The following is a 16,780-nucleotide window of genomic DNA, read 5'->3' as shown; positions in this document are numbered from 1 at the left end:
TTTTTATGGCGTAACTCTAAATCCATTTATTATTATCCACTTTTACTAAAATCCCATATTAAATACTAATTATTCTTTTTGTGTAGATATCTATGGCTTTATGCAGGGCATCCAGTCGATCTTGAATGAAGTTCGGAGCGGTATTCCGCACATAAAGCGCGGCTGTGCTGTTTTGTTGGAATGTTACTATCGCTCAACCGGCCACCAGCATGGGCACGCTCACCGGCATATAAGGTTCAGTGGTCCGATACGAAGATAACCTCTTCAATCTTATTGAAATAACTTACAAAAAAAGTGTATTGTTCAATATTAAGAAATATCCATATTCTAGCTGAAAAGGATTTTAGGGGGCTTTATGCGGCGTCAGTGGTACCTTGGATTTGGAATTGTTCTTCTCGCCATTTTTTTATTTTTTGTGATGCTCCATGATACGGTTTGGTTTCTTGCATTACTCATCCCTTTAATTGTGCTATGGATTTATGACTTAGCGCAAAAAAAACATACGATTCTTCGTAACTTCCCCGTATTGGGACACATCCGATACCTTTTGGAATTTTTCCGCCCTGAAATCCAACAATATTTTATCGCAAACGATGAGGAAGAACGCCCATTCAGTCGTGAAAAACGATCCATTGTATATGAACGCGCTAAAAACGTTCGTGACACCATTCCATTTGGGACAGAACGGAATATTGAAGCGATTGGTTACACGTGGGTACTTCATTCACTAGCCCCTAAACATGCCGCCGAGGTGGAACCAAGAATTACGGTAGGTGGGCCGGATTGTAAGAAACCTTATAACGCTTCTCGTCTCAATATTTCCGCCATGAGCTTTGGCGCCCTATCCCCCAACGCCATTATGGCTTTAAATAAAGCTGCAAAAATTGGCGGATTTGCACATAATACTGGCGAAGGGGGACTAAGTCCTTATCATTTACAAGGTGGTGATGTCATTTTTCAGATTGGAACTGCCTATTTTGGCTGCCGCAACGATCAAGGCTTATTTGATGAGGAAGAATTTAGTAAAGAAGCCAACCGTGATGAAGTCAAAATGATAGAAATTAAGCTATCACAAGGTGCAAAGCCCTCCCATGGTGGTATCTTGCCAGCCGCTAAATTAACCGAAGAGATTGCAAAAGTCCGAAAGGTAAAAATGGGGCACGACGTATTGTCTCCTCCAGCGCACTCTGCCTTTGACTCCCCTAGGGGATTATTACATTTTGTCAAAAAGCTGCGTGATTTAACCGATGGAAAGCCGGTTGGGTTTAAGCTATGTATCGGACGAAAGCATGAATTTTTAGCCATCTGCAAAGCAATGTTAGAAACCAACATTCTACCGGATTTCATTACGGTCGATGGTGCAGAGGGAGGTACTGGTGCCGCTCCATTAGAATATACCAATCATGTAGGTGAACCGCTTGAAGCGGGTCTGATTTTTGCTCATAACGCACTCGTTGGAATCAATGTTCGCGATAAAATACGGATTATTTGCAGCGGCAAAATAGTCACAGGGTTTCATATGGTAAGCAAAATTGCGTTGGGTGCTGATATGTGTAACTCAGCCAGAGGAATGATGATGGCGGTAGGTTGTGTTCAATCTAAGCAATGTAATGCGAACACCTGCCCAACAGGCGTCGCCACCCAAAATAAGCGACTTCAACGCGGACTGGTGGTTGATGAAAAGAAACACCGAGCGGTCAATTTTCACAACAATACTGTTAAAAGCTTTTTAGAAATGATTGGCGCTATGGGCTTTTCAAACCCCAGTGAGTTAACACCTGATTGCGTGATGAGACGGATAAGCGATGAAGTGGTAAAACCATTTAGCGAAATTTATGAATACTTAAAACCAGGTCAATTATTAGGAAAAGAGATCCCAATAAGCTTTAAAAGCCATTGGGAAAAAGCGCACCCTGATCGATTTTAATGGGAGACAAAGGCATGCATAGCTTTAAATTGTTTATTACAGCGCTTTTAGTGTTTTGCTTACTTGATTTATTCTGGCTTGGCTATGCAGCAAAAAGCTTATATTTTAAATATTATGGCTCATTGCTTCGTCTTGAGAATGGCAATCTTGACGTTCTTTGGTGGGCTGCACTGATCGTTTATTGCTTATTCGCGATAGCTATTGTGGTGTTTGTAATTCCTTTAGCAAAGGGCTCTTTATATTGGGCTATCCTTTATGGAGGATTATTAGGAATCGTTACGTATGGAGTCTACGATTTTACATGTCTTGCCGTTTTTAAAAACATGCCAATAGGGATGGCTTTCGTTGACTGGGCTTGGGGAGCGGTGATTTGTGCACTAACATCTTTTGCTACAGTCGTTGTTGCAAGATGGCCATAAACACGGTATATACCCTTTGAAACTTGAGATCGAGTCTTTTCGATGGGTATAGAAAACATTTAAGGAAAACCAATGCCTTTGTCTTGTTTAAGCGCAAAACAACTACATGGTGCTATTCTTAATGGATGTCAAAGCATTATTGCACAGCAAGAGCTACTCAATAAAATCAATGTATTTCCTGTTCCGGATGGCGATACAGGCAGTAATTTAAGCTCAACTGCCAAAGCAGTAGTAGAGTATTCGCAACCGGCCCCTGCCATTAAAGATACCTTACAATCTATTGCCGAAGCGAGCATTATTGGTGCTCGAGGAAATTCAGGGATGATTTTTTCACAATTTTTTAATGGCTTGTATGAAAATTTAACGGATTCGGTCGAAGTGAGTCTAAGAGATTTCAGCCAACTATTAAATCAGGCGGCCGTTAGTGTTAGAAGCGCCATCTCCACACCGGTTGATGGAACCATGTTAACCATTATGGAAACTTGGGCTGAACTCGTAAGCCAGGCTTCTGCGCAAGTTTCTTGCTATCGGGATATCATGCAATCTATTCTGCCAAGACTAGAGCAATCGGTAGAAAGCACGAAAGAAAAACTTGCCATATTGAAGCAATCTAATGTGGTGGATGCTGGAGCACTTGGGTTTTATCATTTTGTAAGAGGATTTTCCACCTATTTGTACGCGCCTGATCAAGCCAGAGCGATGCATGTTCCTGTGTTACCAGCCGAAGCCATCCATCATCACGAGGTACCTGAGACCCCACCCACTCACCGTTATTGCACAGAAGGGGTTTTGCGAGGAGAGACTATCGATAAAGAAACATTGGATAAAACCCTTTCCGAATTTGGGGACTCCATTGTCATCTCGGGTTCAAATTCATTGTGCCGATTCCACGTTCACACGAATACCCCCCAAAATGTATATTCTCAATTGTTAAAATTAGGTACCCTTCAATATCCTAAAATCGATGATATGCTCCGGCAATCTCAAACCGTTCATCATCGAAAGCACTCCATTGCTTTAGTTATGGATTCGTGCTCTGATTTACCCCAATCCATCATTGACCATCATCAAATTCATGTTCTTCCAATCAATTTACACTTGGATAATCATGATCTCCTTGATGGATACAGTTTTAATCCAGATGAGTTTTATCCAACGCTTGCCACATTAAAGCAGTATCCGCAGACTTCGCTCCCTAATAAAGCCATGATTGAAGCCAAATTCGCCCAGCTCTCAAAACATTATGAAGAAGTGTTGGTGATTTCAGTTTCCGAGGCTCTGAGCGGGACGTGCAATGTGTTGCGCGCCTGTGCACAAAATCATCCCAATGTTCATATTGTAAATTCTAAAAACAGCACAGGTGGACAAGGCTTATTAGTCCATTACGCAGCAGAACTGATTGAACAAGGTTATGATCTTCCGATGATTCTAAGCGCATTAGATAAAGCAATCGAAAAAGCTAAAATTTTTGTTGCAATCGAGCAGTTTGATTCCTTGATTCGCTCGGGTCGTATTAGTTATTTGAAAGGTCGATTGGCACAATTAACTGGAATAAAACCCATTATCTCCATTGATGATGAAGGTAAAGGGGTGGTTTATAGTAAAGCATTAAATTCTCAAAAAGCATTAACCAAACTGATTACCTGTGCTCAAGAATTTATAGAAAAAAAAGCACTTAAACTGCGAGATTATTGCATTTCCCACGCTGGTGTTTCTGAAAAGGCTAAGACCTTTGCACACCAAACAACAGAAACGTTTGGTAAACCTCCCATTTTCATCGAACACGTCTCGACTGCTATAGGACTACATGCTGGTTATAGCGCGGTAGGCCTTGCCATTTTAACGGAATGATAATCTGAATGAAGAATCAAATTGGTCTATTCGGATTTGGCTACACCGCTCAAGCCTTTGCAAAAGCGATGGTTAATCGAGGATTTACCATTTATGCTACAAGCCGCTCCAGGCAGGTTCGTGAAGCATTGACCAACGAGAACATTAAGGTTTTGGATTTTACTAAAGAAAGTGCTGAGCAAATCATCGCATCTTGCCCGTTCATTGTACAATCCATCCCTCCCAATGAACAAGAAATCGATCCCGTTTTAAGCCGATTTAAGCCCTTATTGATTGACTCAGCACACCGAATTCAATGGATAGCCTATTTATCTGCAACGAGCGTTTATGGTGATCATCAAGGAGAGTGGGTAACTGAAGAGTCTGAAAGCCTCAATCCTGGCACAACGGGCATTCTTCGTTTAATGGCAGAAAAAGAATGGCTTTATTTGTACCAACATCATAAGCTTCCTGTGCATATTTTTCGACTAGCAGGGATCTATGGTCCTGGACGAAGTAGTATTGAGCGCGTTTTATCAAATCGAACGTTTTCGATTTACAAGCCCCATCAAGTTTTTTCAAGAATTCATATTGAAGATATTATTCAAGTTTTAGATTTATCATTACATCAACCAACCCCAGGAGAACTATTTAATGTAAGTGATGATTTACCAGCCCCCTCACATGAAGTGGAAGCTTTTACTCTAAACGAAATGAATTTACCGCCTCTGCCCCTAGTCCATATTGACAAAATTAATCTATCACCAGCCGGGTTGGAGTTTTATCGCAGTAATAAACGCGTTTCTAACACTAAAATAAAAACACTCTTAAACTTTAAACCTAAATATCCCACATACAAAGACGGCATAAAAGCTCTAGTCACCGCCTATCAATCTTCCTTAAAAAAATGATGGTTGCATCCTGTTTCCCATTTATTTTTTGTGGCCAATTTTAACATTTACTGTACAAATTTCTAATATTCTGTCCTAATATATAACTAAATAAAGATTGATTTAAAACATTGTAAGGATAGAAAATGAACTTTCTACTGCTAATTTTTTTAGCAGCGATGACAATGGACGTTAATGAATTGCTTTTAAAACCCCATAAAAACGCCTTTTCGCCAAGTTGGGGAGCTTATTTACCCATTTCTGGGGAAATGTCTTTAAAAATTTTACAACCCAGTGAATCGGCTAAAGAAGCCGTTTGGCTTAACGCAGTCAAAACCATGTTAAAAAACCAAGCACCGACCATGAGCGAAAGTGTGATTCATAAAATCATGAAAACATTAAAATGCACCCATCAGTATGACGTAAATCATACACCGGTACTAACCGTCATTGATTATTCTTTGCCTTCTAATCAGAAACGACTTTGGGTTTTTGATTTAGAAAAGAAACAATTATTATTTAATACCTATGTTTCACACGGAATAAAATCAGGTATTTTAAATTCGCATTATTTTTCCAATACGAATAACAGTAAAGCAAGTAGCATTGGTGTATTTAAGACCAACGAGTCTTATTATGGCCGCCATGGCTTAGCGCTCAGATTAACCGGCTTAGAAGCAGGATTTAATGATCAAGCATCTCGTCGCGCCATTGTGATGCATGGCGGTTGGTATATGGAAGAAGAATTTGTTAAAAAATATGGGCGCCCTGGTCGTAGTTGGGGTTGTCCTGCCATTCCTAAAACGTTAACTAAATCCATTATTCAAACCATTAAAGATGAAGGATTGCTGGTAGCCTATTACCCTAGTGAACGCTGGTTCCTACAATCCAAATATTTCCAATGTGATAACACCTGCATGCATCCAAACGCTAAACTTGCGACAAACTTGGAAGAGCCAGAAGAAGCCCGTGATGCTATATTATTTGTTGAAAAAAACAACAATGATCGGCACGAAGAGAATGAACCAATCGTTGTGATGAGTGCGGATGATTACATCCGCACCTTCAATACCAATGCACCGCTCAAAAGAATGTTAAGACGTCAGATTAATAAAATGGAATACATTGCTTTAAACAGCAATGAATTTCAATCCCTACTTAATCAATCCAGTGAATCCCAAACGATTCAAGCGAATCGATTACAAGATGTATTCTTCGTCATTCCTCACGTTAAACGAAGAAATGGGGCGTATTTAGGTACAGAAATGAAGTTTGTAAAGTTAGGTAAAATAAAAAATGTATCACTCAACGAAGACGAGCCTAGTGGAAATTCACCTTCACAGTTCATCGTGCATTTTGATAATAACCCCTCTTTAAAACTTAAAACGACCGATGAGTTTATTCGGTGGTTAGGTTTATAAGCAGTCATGCCATGCGCAAATTTATAGAAACCTTGATATCTGAACAATAAACAATTAAAGTGGTAGTTTTTAAACCTACGGATGAATCTTTGAAATCATACGAGTGGATTTTATTTGATGCCGATGAAACCTTATTTCATTTTGACGGTTTCAGCGGTCTTCAGCATATGTTTTTAAGATATGGCCTACAGTTCACCCAAGACGATTTTGAAACCTATCAAAGTCTTAACAAACCTCTTTGGATTCAATACCAAAATGGCATGATTACGGCTGACGAAATTAAAAAGCACCGTTTTATACCCTGGGCTAAGAAACTTAATGTCCCTCCTGAAGAATTAAATCGAGCTTACATGGATTCCATGGCTGAGCTTTGTAAACCACTTGACGGAGCGGTGAACTTAATTCACTCGCTCTACACGAGAGCACGTTTAGGGATTATTACCAACGGCTTTAACGATTTGCAGGAAACTCGACTAGAGCGTACTGGCCTTAAAAAACATTTTGATTTGCTCGTTGTATCCGAGGCAGTTGGTGTAGCTAAGCCGAACCCCCATATTTTCGATTACGCCTTATCATCTGCAGGAGATCCTGATCGCTGCAACGTGCTTATGGTAGGAGACACCCCCGAATCGGATATTTTAGGGGGAATAAACGCAGGTATTGACACCTGTTGGTTAAATAATGGAACTAAAACGTTACCTTCCCACATTAAACCCAATTATGAGGTTCGTTCATTGCATGAGCTTTCCGCACTATTACAAAGCGCTTCTTCGGAAGCAGAAATTGTTGATTAAGTTCGCCCCGAATAAAGAATTGAATAAAAGCAAGAGCCTATAATTAGCCCTACAACAAAATAAAGTGGATCAGCATTGAACGTTGATAACGCAGTAATCCCTGGTCCAGGACAATACCCTGCTATGCCCCAGCCCACTCCAAAGCATGCACTACCAAGCACTAAACGCTTAGTGATTTTAGTTTCTTCGGGCAAATGAAACATTTGATCTAAAATAGGCTTTTTTAATCCTTGTATGAAAAAATAACCTAAAAATGCCACGATAACGGCAGCTACTAAAACCACAAGAAGCGTTGGATCCCATGGACCAAATACATCCAAAAAATTTAACACTTTATTGGGATTGGTCATATTTGAAACAGTTAATCCTAAACCAAAGATCAAACCACAAAGAAAAGCCATGAAGGTATACATTATGAGACCCCCAAAACATGTCTTAGTAAAAAAACGGTGACCATAGCAGATATAAGAAATGTAAATGTTGCCACAAAGGATCGTTTAGAGATTCTGGCAATGCCGCATACGCCATGACCTGACGTGCACCCCTGTCCGATCCGTGATCCAAAACCTACCAAAAACCCGCCGAGCAGTAAAAAAGAAATATAAAAATGCTGACGCAGTGGAAACTGAATAACAGGAAAAAGGAAATAGCTAAACCCACCAACGACTAAACCAATTAAAAACGTTACGCGCCAAAACTCAATTTTTTCTTTAGGGGGCAATAATCCATGAACCAAGCCGCTAATGCCAGCAATACGGCCATTAATCCATAAGAAAAGTACAGCACTCACCCCAATTAATGCGCCACCGATTAATCCGCGATAAGGCGTAAATTCAGTAAAATGATCCATATTCAATCCCACTGGAACGTTGTAGAGTACTTTAACGTTCGTTTTATGATACCCTCCTTGTCCGAGCCAAGACTATTCGAGAGCGTTTCTAATCCTAATCAGGTTGCAAAGGGCTTATACTGAATACCTAAGGCTAGCATATAATTTGTATTTTTTAACCCTGCCGCGTTTGTTAAAAAATCCCGTTCGCCACTAATGCGATTGATCATTTCAGTATTTGCATTCGTATGACTAAAATAATTTATTGCGCCTTTAATATAAACTTTAGCTTGAGGATTCATTCTATAACCCGTATCAAGCGCTAAGGAATAAAAAGAAGCCTCATTCCCGGATTCTTTAAAGGTTAGACTACGAGCATAATGCTGATCGACATCATTCGATTTTACATAAGGGCCATATTTTATAGCCGCATTGACATCTAATGCATTGATTTCGTAGTGACCTAGTGCACCAAGATATCCAGTATTAAACGTTTGCTGATACCCTATTCCAATCTCATTTGCTGGAAAACAACCAATTAATTGCCCACTGGAATACTGAAAGCACCCACCTCTTGCTAAGAAACTAAACGAATTTCGTTGATATCCAGCCATTAATCCAAGTTTGACGTGCTCATTTTCCATGAGCCATCCTCTGAGATTTAGATCAATTTGATTCGCATATCGTAATTCTGTGTCTTCGTGATGAGACCACTCTGTCCAAGTAGACTGATTGGGATTCAACCAGTCGTAATCATCCATCTTAGCATTTCCCATCCCTGCGGTTACCCAACCCGCTGCATTCAGTGCTATATTTTGAAATAAATCGTAATTGATCTCACCTAAGAGAATCGCTGCTTGTTCTATTTTCCAATTCAACTGGCTTAGAGTTCGGCCATCTTCATAAACATACTCTTTGGATTCGCCTCCTAAATACCCAATGCCTGCATTGATGGACAACTTATCCTGCTTAACAATTCCATCCTTATCGAGTGGTAAAGCTGCATTTAATGAACATGGAATAATGAAGGAAAAATAAAGCATTAAAGTCCGTTTAATCATTGCTTTCTCCAACGCATGTGAACTCCGTTTCAGCGAAAATAGCAGACGGGTGAGTATAGAATTTAAACTCGAGCAAATTATTGCTTGGATCTTTTAGAAAAAAACTTTGGTGTTCTATCCGCGTATTCTTAAAACGAGTTTTCAAAGGACTTTCAAACTCAACTTGTCGTGCAGTTAACTGATGAATAAAATTCTTAAACTGAGCTTCTTCTGTGAAGATTAGACCAAAGTGTCTGGGATAGATGGATGATTGTTCTGGAAGAGGCAAATCGATTTTATGTGCAACAATCTGATGTGTGCCAAACTTAAAAATTAAAGCGTTCTTTGACTCTCTCCCAATATCGCACCCTAATTTTTCATGATAAAAAGCCTTCGCTTTTTCAAAATCATGAACCGGAAATGCCAAGTGGAAAAGAGTCTGCATAGTTGACTTCCTAAACTTCTTTAGAGTACAAGGCAACCCCATTGCCTTCAGAATCCAAAATGACCGCTCGATTGCCATAAGGGCCAATGGATTCAACAGGTTTTAAAACCGTACCACCCATTTCTTCAACCACAACCACCGCTTCCTTTAAGCGGCCTTCAACATTTAAGTAAACTAAAGGACCTTGGTTAGAAGGAAGCCGATTTTCCATAACCACCAAACATCCAGAAACATTGTTTTCAGTATGAGGTAATAAGCCAAATTCAAAACCATGCTCATTGATCTTTTGTACAGGCTCATCCAACACCGCTGAATAAAAAGAAATAGCGCGGTCTAAGTCATTCACGGGAATATCAATCCAGCAAAAAGTATTTTTTTGATTATTCATATAGTCTCTCAGTCATCTTAATTTTCTAAGCGATGATAACGCTCTAAGCCCCTTATATCAATTAGATTCGTTTGCCTTGATTACCGCGTACGCATAGAGAAAATCAAATTCAGCAATATGATGTTTGGGTAAATTCTCTACGATTAGCATGGGTTTTAATTTCTTAAGAAAGGTCGATGTTAAAGAACGATATTGCTTGTTTTTAATATCCGCCAGCATGGCTGTTCGTATAATAAACATTCGTTGTTCGAGAGGTCTTACTTTAAAGGCTGAATCATCGATCAACTCATAGGCAAGCGGAGCCACTTTGCTATAATTTTTCTGACTCATAGCCAATATTACTTCCACCAGCTTTTGATCAAATGGTGGCAAAACGGCCAAGCAAGCTTTAGGCAATATAATTGGCCACAATTTGCTTTGCTGATTTTGACTCAAATAGGCTAATGCATTTTCACTAAATTGAAATACAGCACTAAACCAAGTCTGATAGCCGTTTTCGGATAAGCAGTATTGTTGTGAGTCCAGCAAAAAAATGGCTAATGGAATTTCAATCTTCCCTTTGTTTTCAACAATAGCCCGATAAGTGTCTTGGGTATTAACTTGTACAATTGACTTTGAATAAATTCCTTTGTGAACATTTTTTTCCAAATCACGATCTTCTAACTGACTAAGCAAATTTCGTTGATTAATCTTATCCAAGGTTGACCATTGATTCATAAATCGAGCTTTGGGAGATAAGAACTCGAGCATCGGTTTATAGTCAGAATTGATGACGTAGTCTTGATTTAAATTCACTAATGCAAAGGGCACAAGCGTTTCTTTGCTGCCGGTATAGCGAATTTTTAAATCATCTAAAGAATAGACCTTGATGTATTCTAATTTTTTTCTAAGCCGAGGATTCTTAAAAATATGGTTTGATAGAGTAGGAATGGGTTCATCACTTGCAATGATAACCACATCTCCATCGATTGTTTCATATACTTCATAATTTTCAAAAACCGTTCCAATTGAATTCAAAACAGCTGCAATTAGCTCATCATTTATTTCATAAAGATGCATCCATTGCACGAAATAGCCTGGCGATTTTAAATACTTTTTCACTTCTTTATAAAATTCATAGGTAAATAAACTAGCCACCCCACTCACCCATGGATTGGATGGTTCAGCAATAATTAAGTCATAGCGACGATTTTGAGTAGAAAAAAAGGTTTTAGCATCTTCAATAATGATGTGGCTTCGCGGGTCTTCAAATACATTAGGCACTAAATGTTTGAATTGTTTTGCCCCTTCCACCATGGCAGGTTCAATCTCAATCGTATCCACACGTTTTAACGTTTTGTCTTCAAGTAGCGTATTACTGGTTGACCCAGAGCCAAATCCAATTACGGCTACCTCCTCAGCATTAGGCATAATGGCCAGAGGGAATGCCCCCAACAAAATTTGAGTAGGCTCATCCATAGTAGGGCTGCCTGTTTTTCTATCGGTTACCGTGGCATCTGGCTTCCCATTGGTACTAATCGTATAGCGAGCTCCTATTTGTTCAACCGCAACCGTCGCGGTTCGCCCATCTTTATGAAAAATAATTTCTTTATTGATTGGAATAACCCCTGTTCGGTATACCCCAGAAGCCATAAGACGTGGATCAAATTGAATAAAAAACACGGTATAGATAAAGCTTGCTAGCGCCAATATTAAAAAGATAATGCTCCCCTTTTTAAAAAAAGCACGACTAGCCAAGAGTAAAAGAACACCGATCAATACATCAATAAACGCTGCAAAATTAATTAAATCTTTAAGCCCAAGCCAAGTTAATCCAAACCCTATGGCAATAGAAATCCCTAAAATAGAACCAATCATATTCCAGGCATAAACATCTCCCACTGACTTTTCGCCGTAATTGCGATTCACGAGCACCGCCGTCATTAAAGGTAACGTCATCCCCGCACAAAATGTAGTTGGCAGCATAATAAATAATGCCACACCATGACTTATTAAATTAAAAACCCCATAAGCTGATTCGGTTCGAGACAGACTCCCCATAAACCATTGCATCAGATAAAACGTATGGCTGTACAACATGATGGTAGTCAGGGCCAAGGTTCCCATGATGATTTGCACTAAAGCTAGGATGTAAACTTTATGTTTTATCCGCTCAATAAAGTAACGGATAAATAACGCTCCTAACGCAAGACCTAAAATAAATGCGCTTAGCATCAACTCAAACGCGTGAGTGGATGCGCCAAGTACCATGCTTAGCATCCTGATCCAGCTGATTTCATAAATAAATGAAGCCATGCCCGTTGCTAAAGCACAAAGCAATAAGAGATAAGCCAATGCATCATACGAAGGCTTTAGAGCTTGCCTGATTTTTTCTTGTTGAAGAGATATGGGGGATAAATAAGGATGGCAAAAAAGAACAATGAACACCACAACACAGTTAATAATAGCAGCTGTAAGCATGGTTCCTGGTAAACCAAAATGAAGCATTAGATAAAATGCTGCCACCAAAACGCCAATCGCTGCTCCAAAGCTGTTCACAAAATATAATGATGAAATAGCATTGCCTGGGAGTTTTGGATATCGACGAAGAATACCATTGACCATAAGAGGAAAAGTCATTCCTAATAAAATGGTTTGTGGTGCGATTAATAAGATCCCAACAAGCCACTTGTAGGCGTGAATCTGCCAAGGAACGTCAAGCGCTGGAAGAATGTCTGTATAACTGAGATGAATTACAAATTTGAAAATCGGATGGAAAAAAAATCCAAAAGCACCAATTGCAAGTTCAATGTAAACATATAGTTTTAATGGCTCAGCAATACGATGAATCAATCGCGCCATAAGCCAAGCGCCAATAAACATACCGCCCATAAAAAAGCCCAATACCATGACTTGGGCATAAGCTGAGTGGCCTAGAAAAATTTTTAAATAATGACTCCACTGCGACTCATAGATAAGTCCTGAAAAACCAGATAAGAAAAAAGCCAAATAAAGAAACCATAATCCACCACGACGAGGATTAACTTCATTATCAGTTAAAAGAACTTCACTGTCTTTCATTTCCTATCCTTAGGTTAAATAATTATTTCGTCATTCATATTAGCGAAAACAAATAAAACACACCAGCGCCACTCAACGTCCACTTCCTTCACCTCAAAACCAATCCTCCCACTTCACCTCAACCCCCACTTCCCACGCTTTATGCGCTGTCTCTTGATCACATCTTAAGCCTACGCCACACGGCTTGACCGGGTGGCCCAGTGTTTTAGCACAGTGCTTATGGATTCTCTGTCAAGCCATATAACCTAGAAGACTAGCGCTGGATTAGATTTTAAGAGATGTGTAGAAGTTAAAGCTTTATGCGCGGGAACCAAACTTCACCTCACCTCAACCCCCACTTCCCACGCTTTATGCGCTGTCTCTTGATCACATCTTAAGCCTACGCCACACGGCTTGACCGGGTGGCCCAGTGTTTTAGCACAGTGCTTATGGATTCTCTGTCAAGCCATTTAACCTAGAAGACTAGAGCTGGATTAGATTTTCAGAGATGTGTAGAAGTTAAAGCTTTATGCGAGGGAACCAAACTTCACTTCACCTCAAAACCCACTTCCCACGCTTTATGCGGGGGAACCAACATTTTTTTACTTTTTAATCCCGTTCTCCGATGTTATGCTCACTTTACTTATTTTTCGAAATAAGTGTTTTTTATGCATTGTCTAGGAGCTTTTTATCATGAAGATTTATCGACGTTTTATTTTACCTCTTTTAGTATCTACCCCTCTTTATGCAACACCGTTTGAAATCACTGGCACCATCAATCACACGATTCAAAATGCAGATAAAACTGCAACCAAAGAAATTACACTACTTAAAGTTAAATTATCAGAACAAGCAATGAAACACTTAAAAGCCCGTGCTGGACAGCTTTCAGAATCCTCTTTAAAAATTCCTTCCAGCAAGTTACCTGAGCGTGTGCAACTAGGAATGAATGGCGTTCCTGTTATGGATCAAGGCCACCATGGATCTTGTGTAACCTTTGCCAATACCGCAGCCATCGATGCCGCGCTTGGCCAGGGCGATTACATCAGCCAACTATGCCAATTGCAATTGGGCCGTTATTTAGAAAACAACGGCTTTTTATATAGCGGATGGAAAGGATCCTATGGCCCCTATGTTTTACATCAAATGACTCAATTTGGTATTGTTAGCAAAGAAAATCAAAAAAAATATGGCTGTGGTGGGCTTACCGACTATCCCCTTGACAAACCAGATCCACAAAGCGAAATGCCTCTTGAAGAATATCGTTTAGTCAGTGAGAAGTTACCTTTTCATGAAGAAATTTGGTATCCCTTATTACCCTGGTATCAATCTACCGTTGAAAGAACCGATACTACAAAAATATTAGAACGCGTAAAAAAAGCGCTTAAAGAAGGCGATCGTGTGACCTTTGGCGTGCTATTACTCGATTTTGATTTAGGCGTAGCAGGAGCCGTTGGTAAACATCACGTTGCAAACGATACTTGGGTATTAACCCCAGAAATTGCAAGAGATGTTGTTTTTAATCCAGATTTTGGTGGGCATGAAATGATCATCACCGGTTATGATGATTCTGCTGTTGCAAGAGATCCCGAGGGACGTCAACACCACGGATTATTAACTATTCGTAACTCTTGGGGTAGCGATTATGGTTTTCATGGTGATTTTTACATGTCCTATGACTATTTCGTACTCCTTGTTGATGAAGCACAACGGATCCGCTCAATTAAATCCATGGAATAAAATAAAGCATTAAGGTTGAGGCTTTTCCCGCGCATAATGTGCGGGAGATCTCCCACTTGCCTTTTGTATTATTTTTTGACATAATACCGACACTTTAAACAGCTTGCTCCATATAAATGTCTTTGGGCAAAATTAAACAACAGAGGTCGGTATGAGAACACAGAGATTATTGCAATCTTTAAATGACAAAAATATTCTAGGGTTCAGTGAGGACGAAATCAGCTTATTTTCACAACTTACCGAGGAAGAGATTAAAGAGCTCGCCGCTCACCGCACTGAAGGCAAGCGCACAATACTGCACCGCATTCTCAGCACCGACCGAACAGTTCCTCTTCAAAATGAACTTTTTTGGTCGAACCTAAATAAATTATTTATCGCTTTAAAAGACAAACTAATTCCGCAAGACTCTGAGCGATTAACAGTTCGCATCGTGTTAAATCATAACGTAAGTAATATAGCTCAGATGGTAACAGCTGCAAAAGAGGTTGGTATATTTTCCTTCTTTTCAGATCCAAAAACCGTAGCGACTCATTTAAGCTCATCTGATTACGATACTAGAAGGCTACTTTGCCAAGCCAAAGGATTGCAAATCCCATCAGCAGAAGAAGTGATTAAATTAAGCCAAAGAGCAAAAAACTTAGAAGCTGAGCTTGATTCTGCCCGCCGTTTGCGCTCACATGCTATGAGCGAGGTGGAAGCTGTAACTCGACAGCTTGATACGGTTAAAAATGCTCTTCAAACTGCTAAAAAAGAAAGAGATGAGGTAAGAAAAAATTATGATTCTCTTCAACAGCAATTCAATCAAGCTTCCTGTGAGTTAGATACGATTAAATCTAATCTATCCCAAAGCGAAGAAGAGAAACGCCAACAACAACAAAAAATTCAAGAGCTTCAAACAAGATTGAGAGATTTAAATAGAACGCTAGACAAAGCAAATAAAAAAGCTGAAACATTAGAATCTGAGCTCCATACATCTTTAGAAGAGACATCCAAATTAGAAAGAGATAACACTGAACTAAGGACGGAATATAGCGAAGCACGACGTTTCAACACGAGAGCACATGATCAATTATCTAGAATCCCTGAGGTCATAGGCTTAGTTCAGCTTACAATGCAGGCACTTCAAGAGGTTAGTGGTGCCATGCATGAGTTACCCGAAGAGGATTCTTTAGATTCCCCATCACCTATTGAAGGTTTGAATGCAAGCTCATCGAGGGCTTCTTCTGCAGGTTTATTTAGCCAAAGAAAGCGAACGGCTGAAGATGCTGGGCTCGCCTCTTCTTCTGACCAACAAAGAAGACAAGATAATCCTTCTCCTTTTAGCCGCATGTAGCAAAAGTATGTCATAAGGCTCAATAATTATTGAGCCTAGTTTATCTACATTACTTATTTTTGGAATTATCATGCTTTCATTTGAACCTTTAAACCAACTACTAGAAATGGACCTCACTCAACTTCGCGCGAACAACGGATGCGCAACCGATGAATCCATGGAATTTTTTGTTCATTGTATCAATCAATTTTTTGCACAGATTGAAACAATCACGCCTACCGAAGAAGATAAAACTGCTTTTGATGAAATCATGAAAGTACTGATAGAAAGAATCAATCTGGTCGAAGTGGATTACTTTCGAGGTAAATTCACACGGGAGCACAGTGATTCACAATCCCCAGAAGTTATTGAATGCATGGCACAACAAACAAAACTGAAAGATTACCATAAACTTCCAAGCACTATGCAATACTGGGCCCGCAGAGGTGATTGGGGTGATGCCATTCATAACCCAACCGCGCACAGTTTAGCTGTAAAACGTATTGAAGCCTGGCCTAAACCAGTATACACACATAATATTTCTGCGCGAGAAGCGGCGGGTATGTTTAGAGCATTTAATGAAGCGCACCAACCTGACGAACATCACGCTTCTATATTATCACTCAGCAGAGGCTTGTTTGATTAATCAATCCAACTACTTGCACCATCCTTCGGCTCACTTGATGGATGGTGCAAAAATTTCCGT

Annotated in this window: 15 protein-coding genes; 9 read left to right on the top strand and 6 right to left on the bottom strand. The window is 39.7% G+C overall.

The window, feature by feature from the left end; all coding sequences use genetic code 11:
* Positions 1 to 355: 355 nt before the first annotated feature.
* The 6 genes from E1O41_RS05260 to yjjG all read left to right on the top strand — a co-directional run bounded on the left by E1O41_RS05260 (position 356) and on the right by yjjG (position 7,281).
* Positions 356 to 1,927, top strand: coding sequence for an FMN-binding glutamate synthase family protein (locus tag E1O41_RS05260; protein WP_131776264.1), 1,572 nt, complete (start codon positions 356 to 358; stop codon positions 1,925 to 1,927).
* Positions 1,928 to 1,941: 14 nt separating this feature from the next.
* On the top strand, positions 1,942 to 2,346 hold the full coding sequence (locus E1O41_RS05255; RefSeq protein ID WP_131776263.1) for a DUF2177 family protein: 405 nt from the start codon (positions 1,942 to 1,944) through the stop codon (positions 2,344 to 2,346).
* Between the two features lie 72 nt (positions 2,347 to 2,418).
* Positions 2,419 to 4,197, top strand: coding sequence for a DegV family protein (locus tag E1O41_RS05250; RefSeq protein ID WP_131776262.1), 1,779 nt, complete (start codon positions 2,419 to 2,421; stop codon positions 4,195 to 4,197).
* Positions 4,198 to 4,205: 8 nt separating this feature from the next.
* A complete protein-coding gene (locus E1O41_RS05245; RefSeq protein ID WP_131776261.1) occupies positions 4,206 to 5,087 on the top strand; it encodes an SDR family oxidoreductase in 882 nt (293 codons plus the stop codon).
* A gap of 125 nt (positions 5,088 to 5,212) precedes the next feature.
* Complete coding sequence (locus E1O41_RS05240; protein ID WP_131776260.1) at positions 5,213 to 6,487, top strand: murein L,D-transpeptidase catalytic domain family protein; 1,275 nt, start codon at positions 5,213 to 5,215, stop codon at positions 6,485 to 6,487.
* A gap of 89 nt (positions 6,488 to 6,576) precedes the next feature.
* Positions 6,577 to 7,281, top strand: a complete 705-nt coding sequence (gene yjjG / locus E1O41_RS05235; RefSeq protein ID WP_131776259.1) for a pyrimidine 5'-nucleotidase — start codon at positions 6,577 to 6,579, stop codon at positions 7,279 to 7,281.
* Here yjjG and E1O41_RS05230 read toward each other — a convergent pair.
* From E1O41_RS05230 to E1O41_RS05205, 6 genes are all read right to left on the bottom strand, one after another.
* Positions 7,278 to 7,694 carry a DUF6691 family protein gene (locus E1O41_RS05230; protein WP_131776258.1) on the bottom strand — a complete coding sequence of 139 codons (417 nt, stop codon included), beginning with the start codon at positions 7,692 to 7,694 and terminating at the stop codon, positions 7,278 to 7,280. The genes yjjG and E1O41_RS05230 overlap by 4 nt on opposite strands.
* Entirely contained in the window at positions 7,694 to 8,131 is a 438-nt protein-coding gene (locus E1O41_RS05225) for a YeeE/YedE family protein (RefSeq protein ID WP_131776257.1), read from the bottom strand. The genes E1O41_RS05230 and E1O41_RS05225 overlap by 1 nt, the downstream gene beginning before the upstream one ends.
* A gap of 98 nt (positions 8,132 to 8,229) precedes the next feature.
* Positions 8,230 to 9,171 carry an omptin family outer membrane protease gene (locus E1O41_RS05220; RefSeq protein ID WP_131776256.1) on the bottom strand — a complete coding sequence of 314 codons (942 nt, stop codon included), beginning with the start codon at positions 9,169 to 9,171 and terminating at the stop codon, positions 8,230 to 8,232.
* Positions 9,164 to 9,595 carry a VOC family protein gene (locus tag E1O41_RS05215; RefSeq protein ID WP_131776255.1) on the bottom strand — a complete coding sequence of 144 codons (432 nt, stop codon included), beginning with the start codon at positions 9,593 to 9,595 and terminating at the stop codon, positions 9,164 to 9,166. Before E1O41_RS05215 ends, E1O41_RS05220 begins: the two co-directional genes overlap by 8 nt.
* A 10-nt stretch (positions 9,596 to 9,605) precedes the next feature.
* The gene (locus tag E1O41_RS05210; protein WP_131776254.1) at positions 9,606 to 9,983 is read right to left on the bottom strand and encodes a VOC family protein; all 378 of its coding nucleotides are present in this window, start codon (positions 9,981 to 9,983) and stop codon (positions 9,606 to 9,608) included.
* 57 nt (positions 9,984 to 10,040) lie between these two features.
* On the bottom strand, positions 10,041 to 13,043 hold the full coding sequence (locus E1O41_RS05205) for a spermine/spermidine synthase domain-containing protein (protein WP_131776253.1): 3,003 nt from the start codon (positions 13,041 to 13,043) through the stop codon (positions 10,041 to 10,043).
* A gap of 672 nt (positions 13,044 to 13,715) precedes the next feature.
* Here E1O41_RS05205 and E1O41_RS05200 point away from each other — a divergent pair.
* From E1O41_RS05200 to E1O41_RS05190, 3 genes are all read left to right on the top strand, one after another.
* On the top strand, positions 13,716 to 14,762 hold the full coding sequence (locus tag E1O41_RS05200; protein WP_131776252.1) for a C1 family peptidase: 1,047 nt from the start codon (positions 13,716 to 13,718) through the stop codon (positions 14,760 to 14,762).
* 151 nt (positions 14,763 to 14,913) lie between these two features.
* On the top strand, positions 14,914 to 16,095 hold the full coding sequence (locus E1O41_RS05195) for a hypothetical protein (protein ID WP_131776251.1): 1,182 nt from the start codon (positions 14,914 to 14,916) through the stop codon (positions 16,093 to 16,095).
* A 70-nt stretch (positions 16,096 to 16,165) separates the two neighbouring features.
* On the top strand, positions 16,166 to 16,720 hold the full coding sequence (locus E1O41_RS05190) for a hypothetical protein (protein WP_131776250.1): 555 nt from the start codon (positions 16,166 to 16,168) through the stop codon (positions 16,718 to 16,720).
* Positions 16,721 to 16,780: the final 60 nt, after the last annotated feature.

This window comes from Legionella impletisoli, assembly GCF_900639875.1.
Lineage (GTDB): Bacteria > Pseudomonadota > Gammaproteobacteria > Legionellales > Legionellaceae > Legionella_A > Legionella_A impletisoli.
This window is presented reverse-complemented; position numbering and strand designations above follow the sequence as displayed.

What these genes read in the sequence shown, in the direction of transcription:
- E1O41_RS05220 (WP_131776256.1), bottom strand. Translation starts at nt 9,171, where the DNA reads ATGATTAAACGGACTTTAATGCTTTATTTTTCCTTCATTATTCCATGT.
- E1O41_RS05260 (WP_131776264.1), top strand. Translation starts at nt 356, where the DNA reads ATGCGGCGTCAGTGGTACCTTGGATTTGGAATTGTTCTTCTCGCCATT.
- E1O41_RS05245 (WP_131776261.1), top strand. Translation starts at nt 4,206, where the DNA reads ATGAAGAATCAAATTGGTCTATTCGGATTTGGCTACACCGCTCAAGCC.
- E1O41_RS05225 (WP_131776257.1), bottom strand. Translation starts at nt 8,131, where the DNA reads ATGGATCATTTTACTGAATTTACGCCTTATCGCGGATTAATCGGTGGC.
- E1O41_RS05205 (WP_131776253.1), bottom strand. Translation starts at nt 13,043, where the DNA reads ATGAAAGACAGTGAAGTTCTTTTAACTGATAATGAAGTTAATCCTCGT.
- E1O41_RS05230 (WP_131776258.1), bottom strand. Translation starts at nt 7,694, where the DNA reads ATGTATACCTTCATGGCTTTTCTTTGTGGTTTGATCTTTGGTTTAGGA.
- E1O41_RS05200 (WP_131776252.1), top strand. Translation starts at nt 13,716, where the DNA reads ATGAAGATTTATCGACGTTTTATTTTACCTCTTTTAGTATCTACCCCT.
- E1O41_RS05250 (WP_131776262.1), top strand. Translation starts at nt 2,419, where the DNA reads ATGCCTTTGTCTTGTTTAAGCGCAAAACAACTACATGGTGCTATTCTT.
- E1O41_RS05240 (WP_131776260.1), top strand. Translation starts at nt 5,213, where the DNA reads ATGAACTTTCTACTGCTAATTTTTTTAGCAGCGATGACAATGGACGTT.
- E1O41_RS05215 (WP_131776255.1), bottom strand. Translation starts at nt 9,595, where the DNA reads ATGCAGACTCTTTTCCACTTGGCATTTCCGGTTCATGATTTTGAAAAA.
- E1O41_RS05210 (WP_131776254.1), bottom strand. Translation starts at nt 9,983, where the DNA reads ATGAATAATCAAAAAAATACTTTTTGCTGGATTGATATTCCCGTGAAT.
- E1O41_RS05255 (WP_131776263.1), top strand. Translation starts at nt 1,942, where the DNA reads ATGCATAGCTTTAAATTGTTTATTACAGCGCTTTTAGTGTTTTGCTTA.
- E1O41_RS05195 (WP_131776251.1), top strand. Translation starts at nt 14,914, where the DNA reads ATGAGAACACAGAGATTATTGCAATCTTTAAATGACAAAAATATTCTA.
- E1O41_RS05190 (WP_131776250.1), top strand. Translation starts at nt 16,166, where the DNA reads ATGCTTTCATTTGAACCTTTAAACCAACTACTAGAAATGGACCTCACT.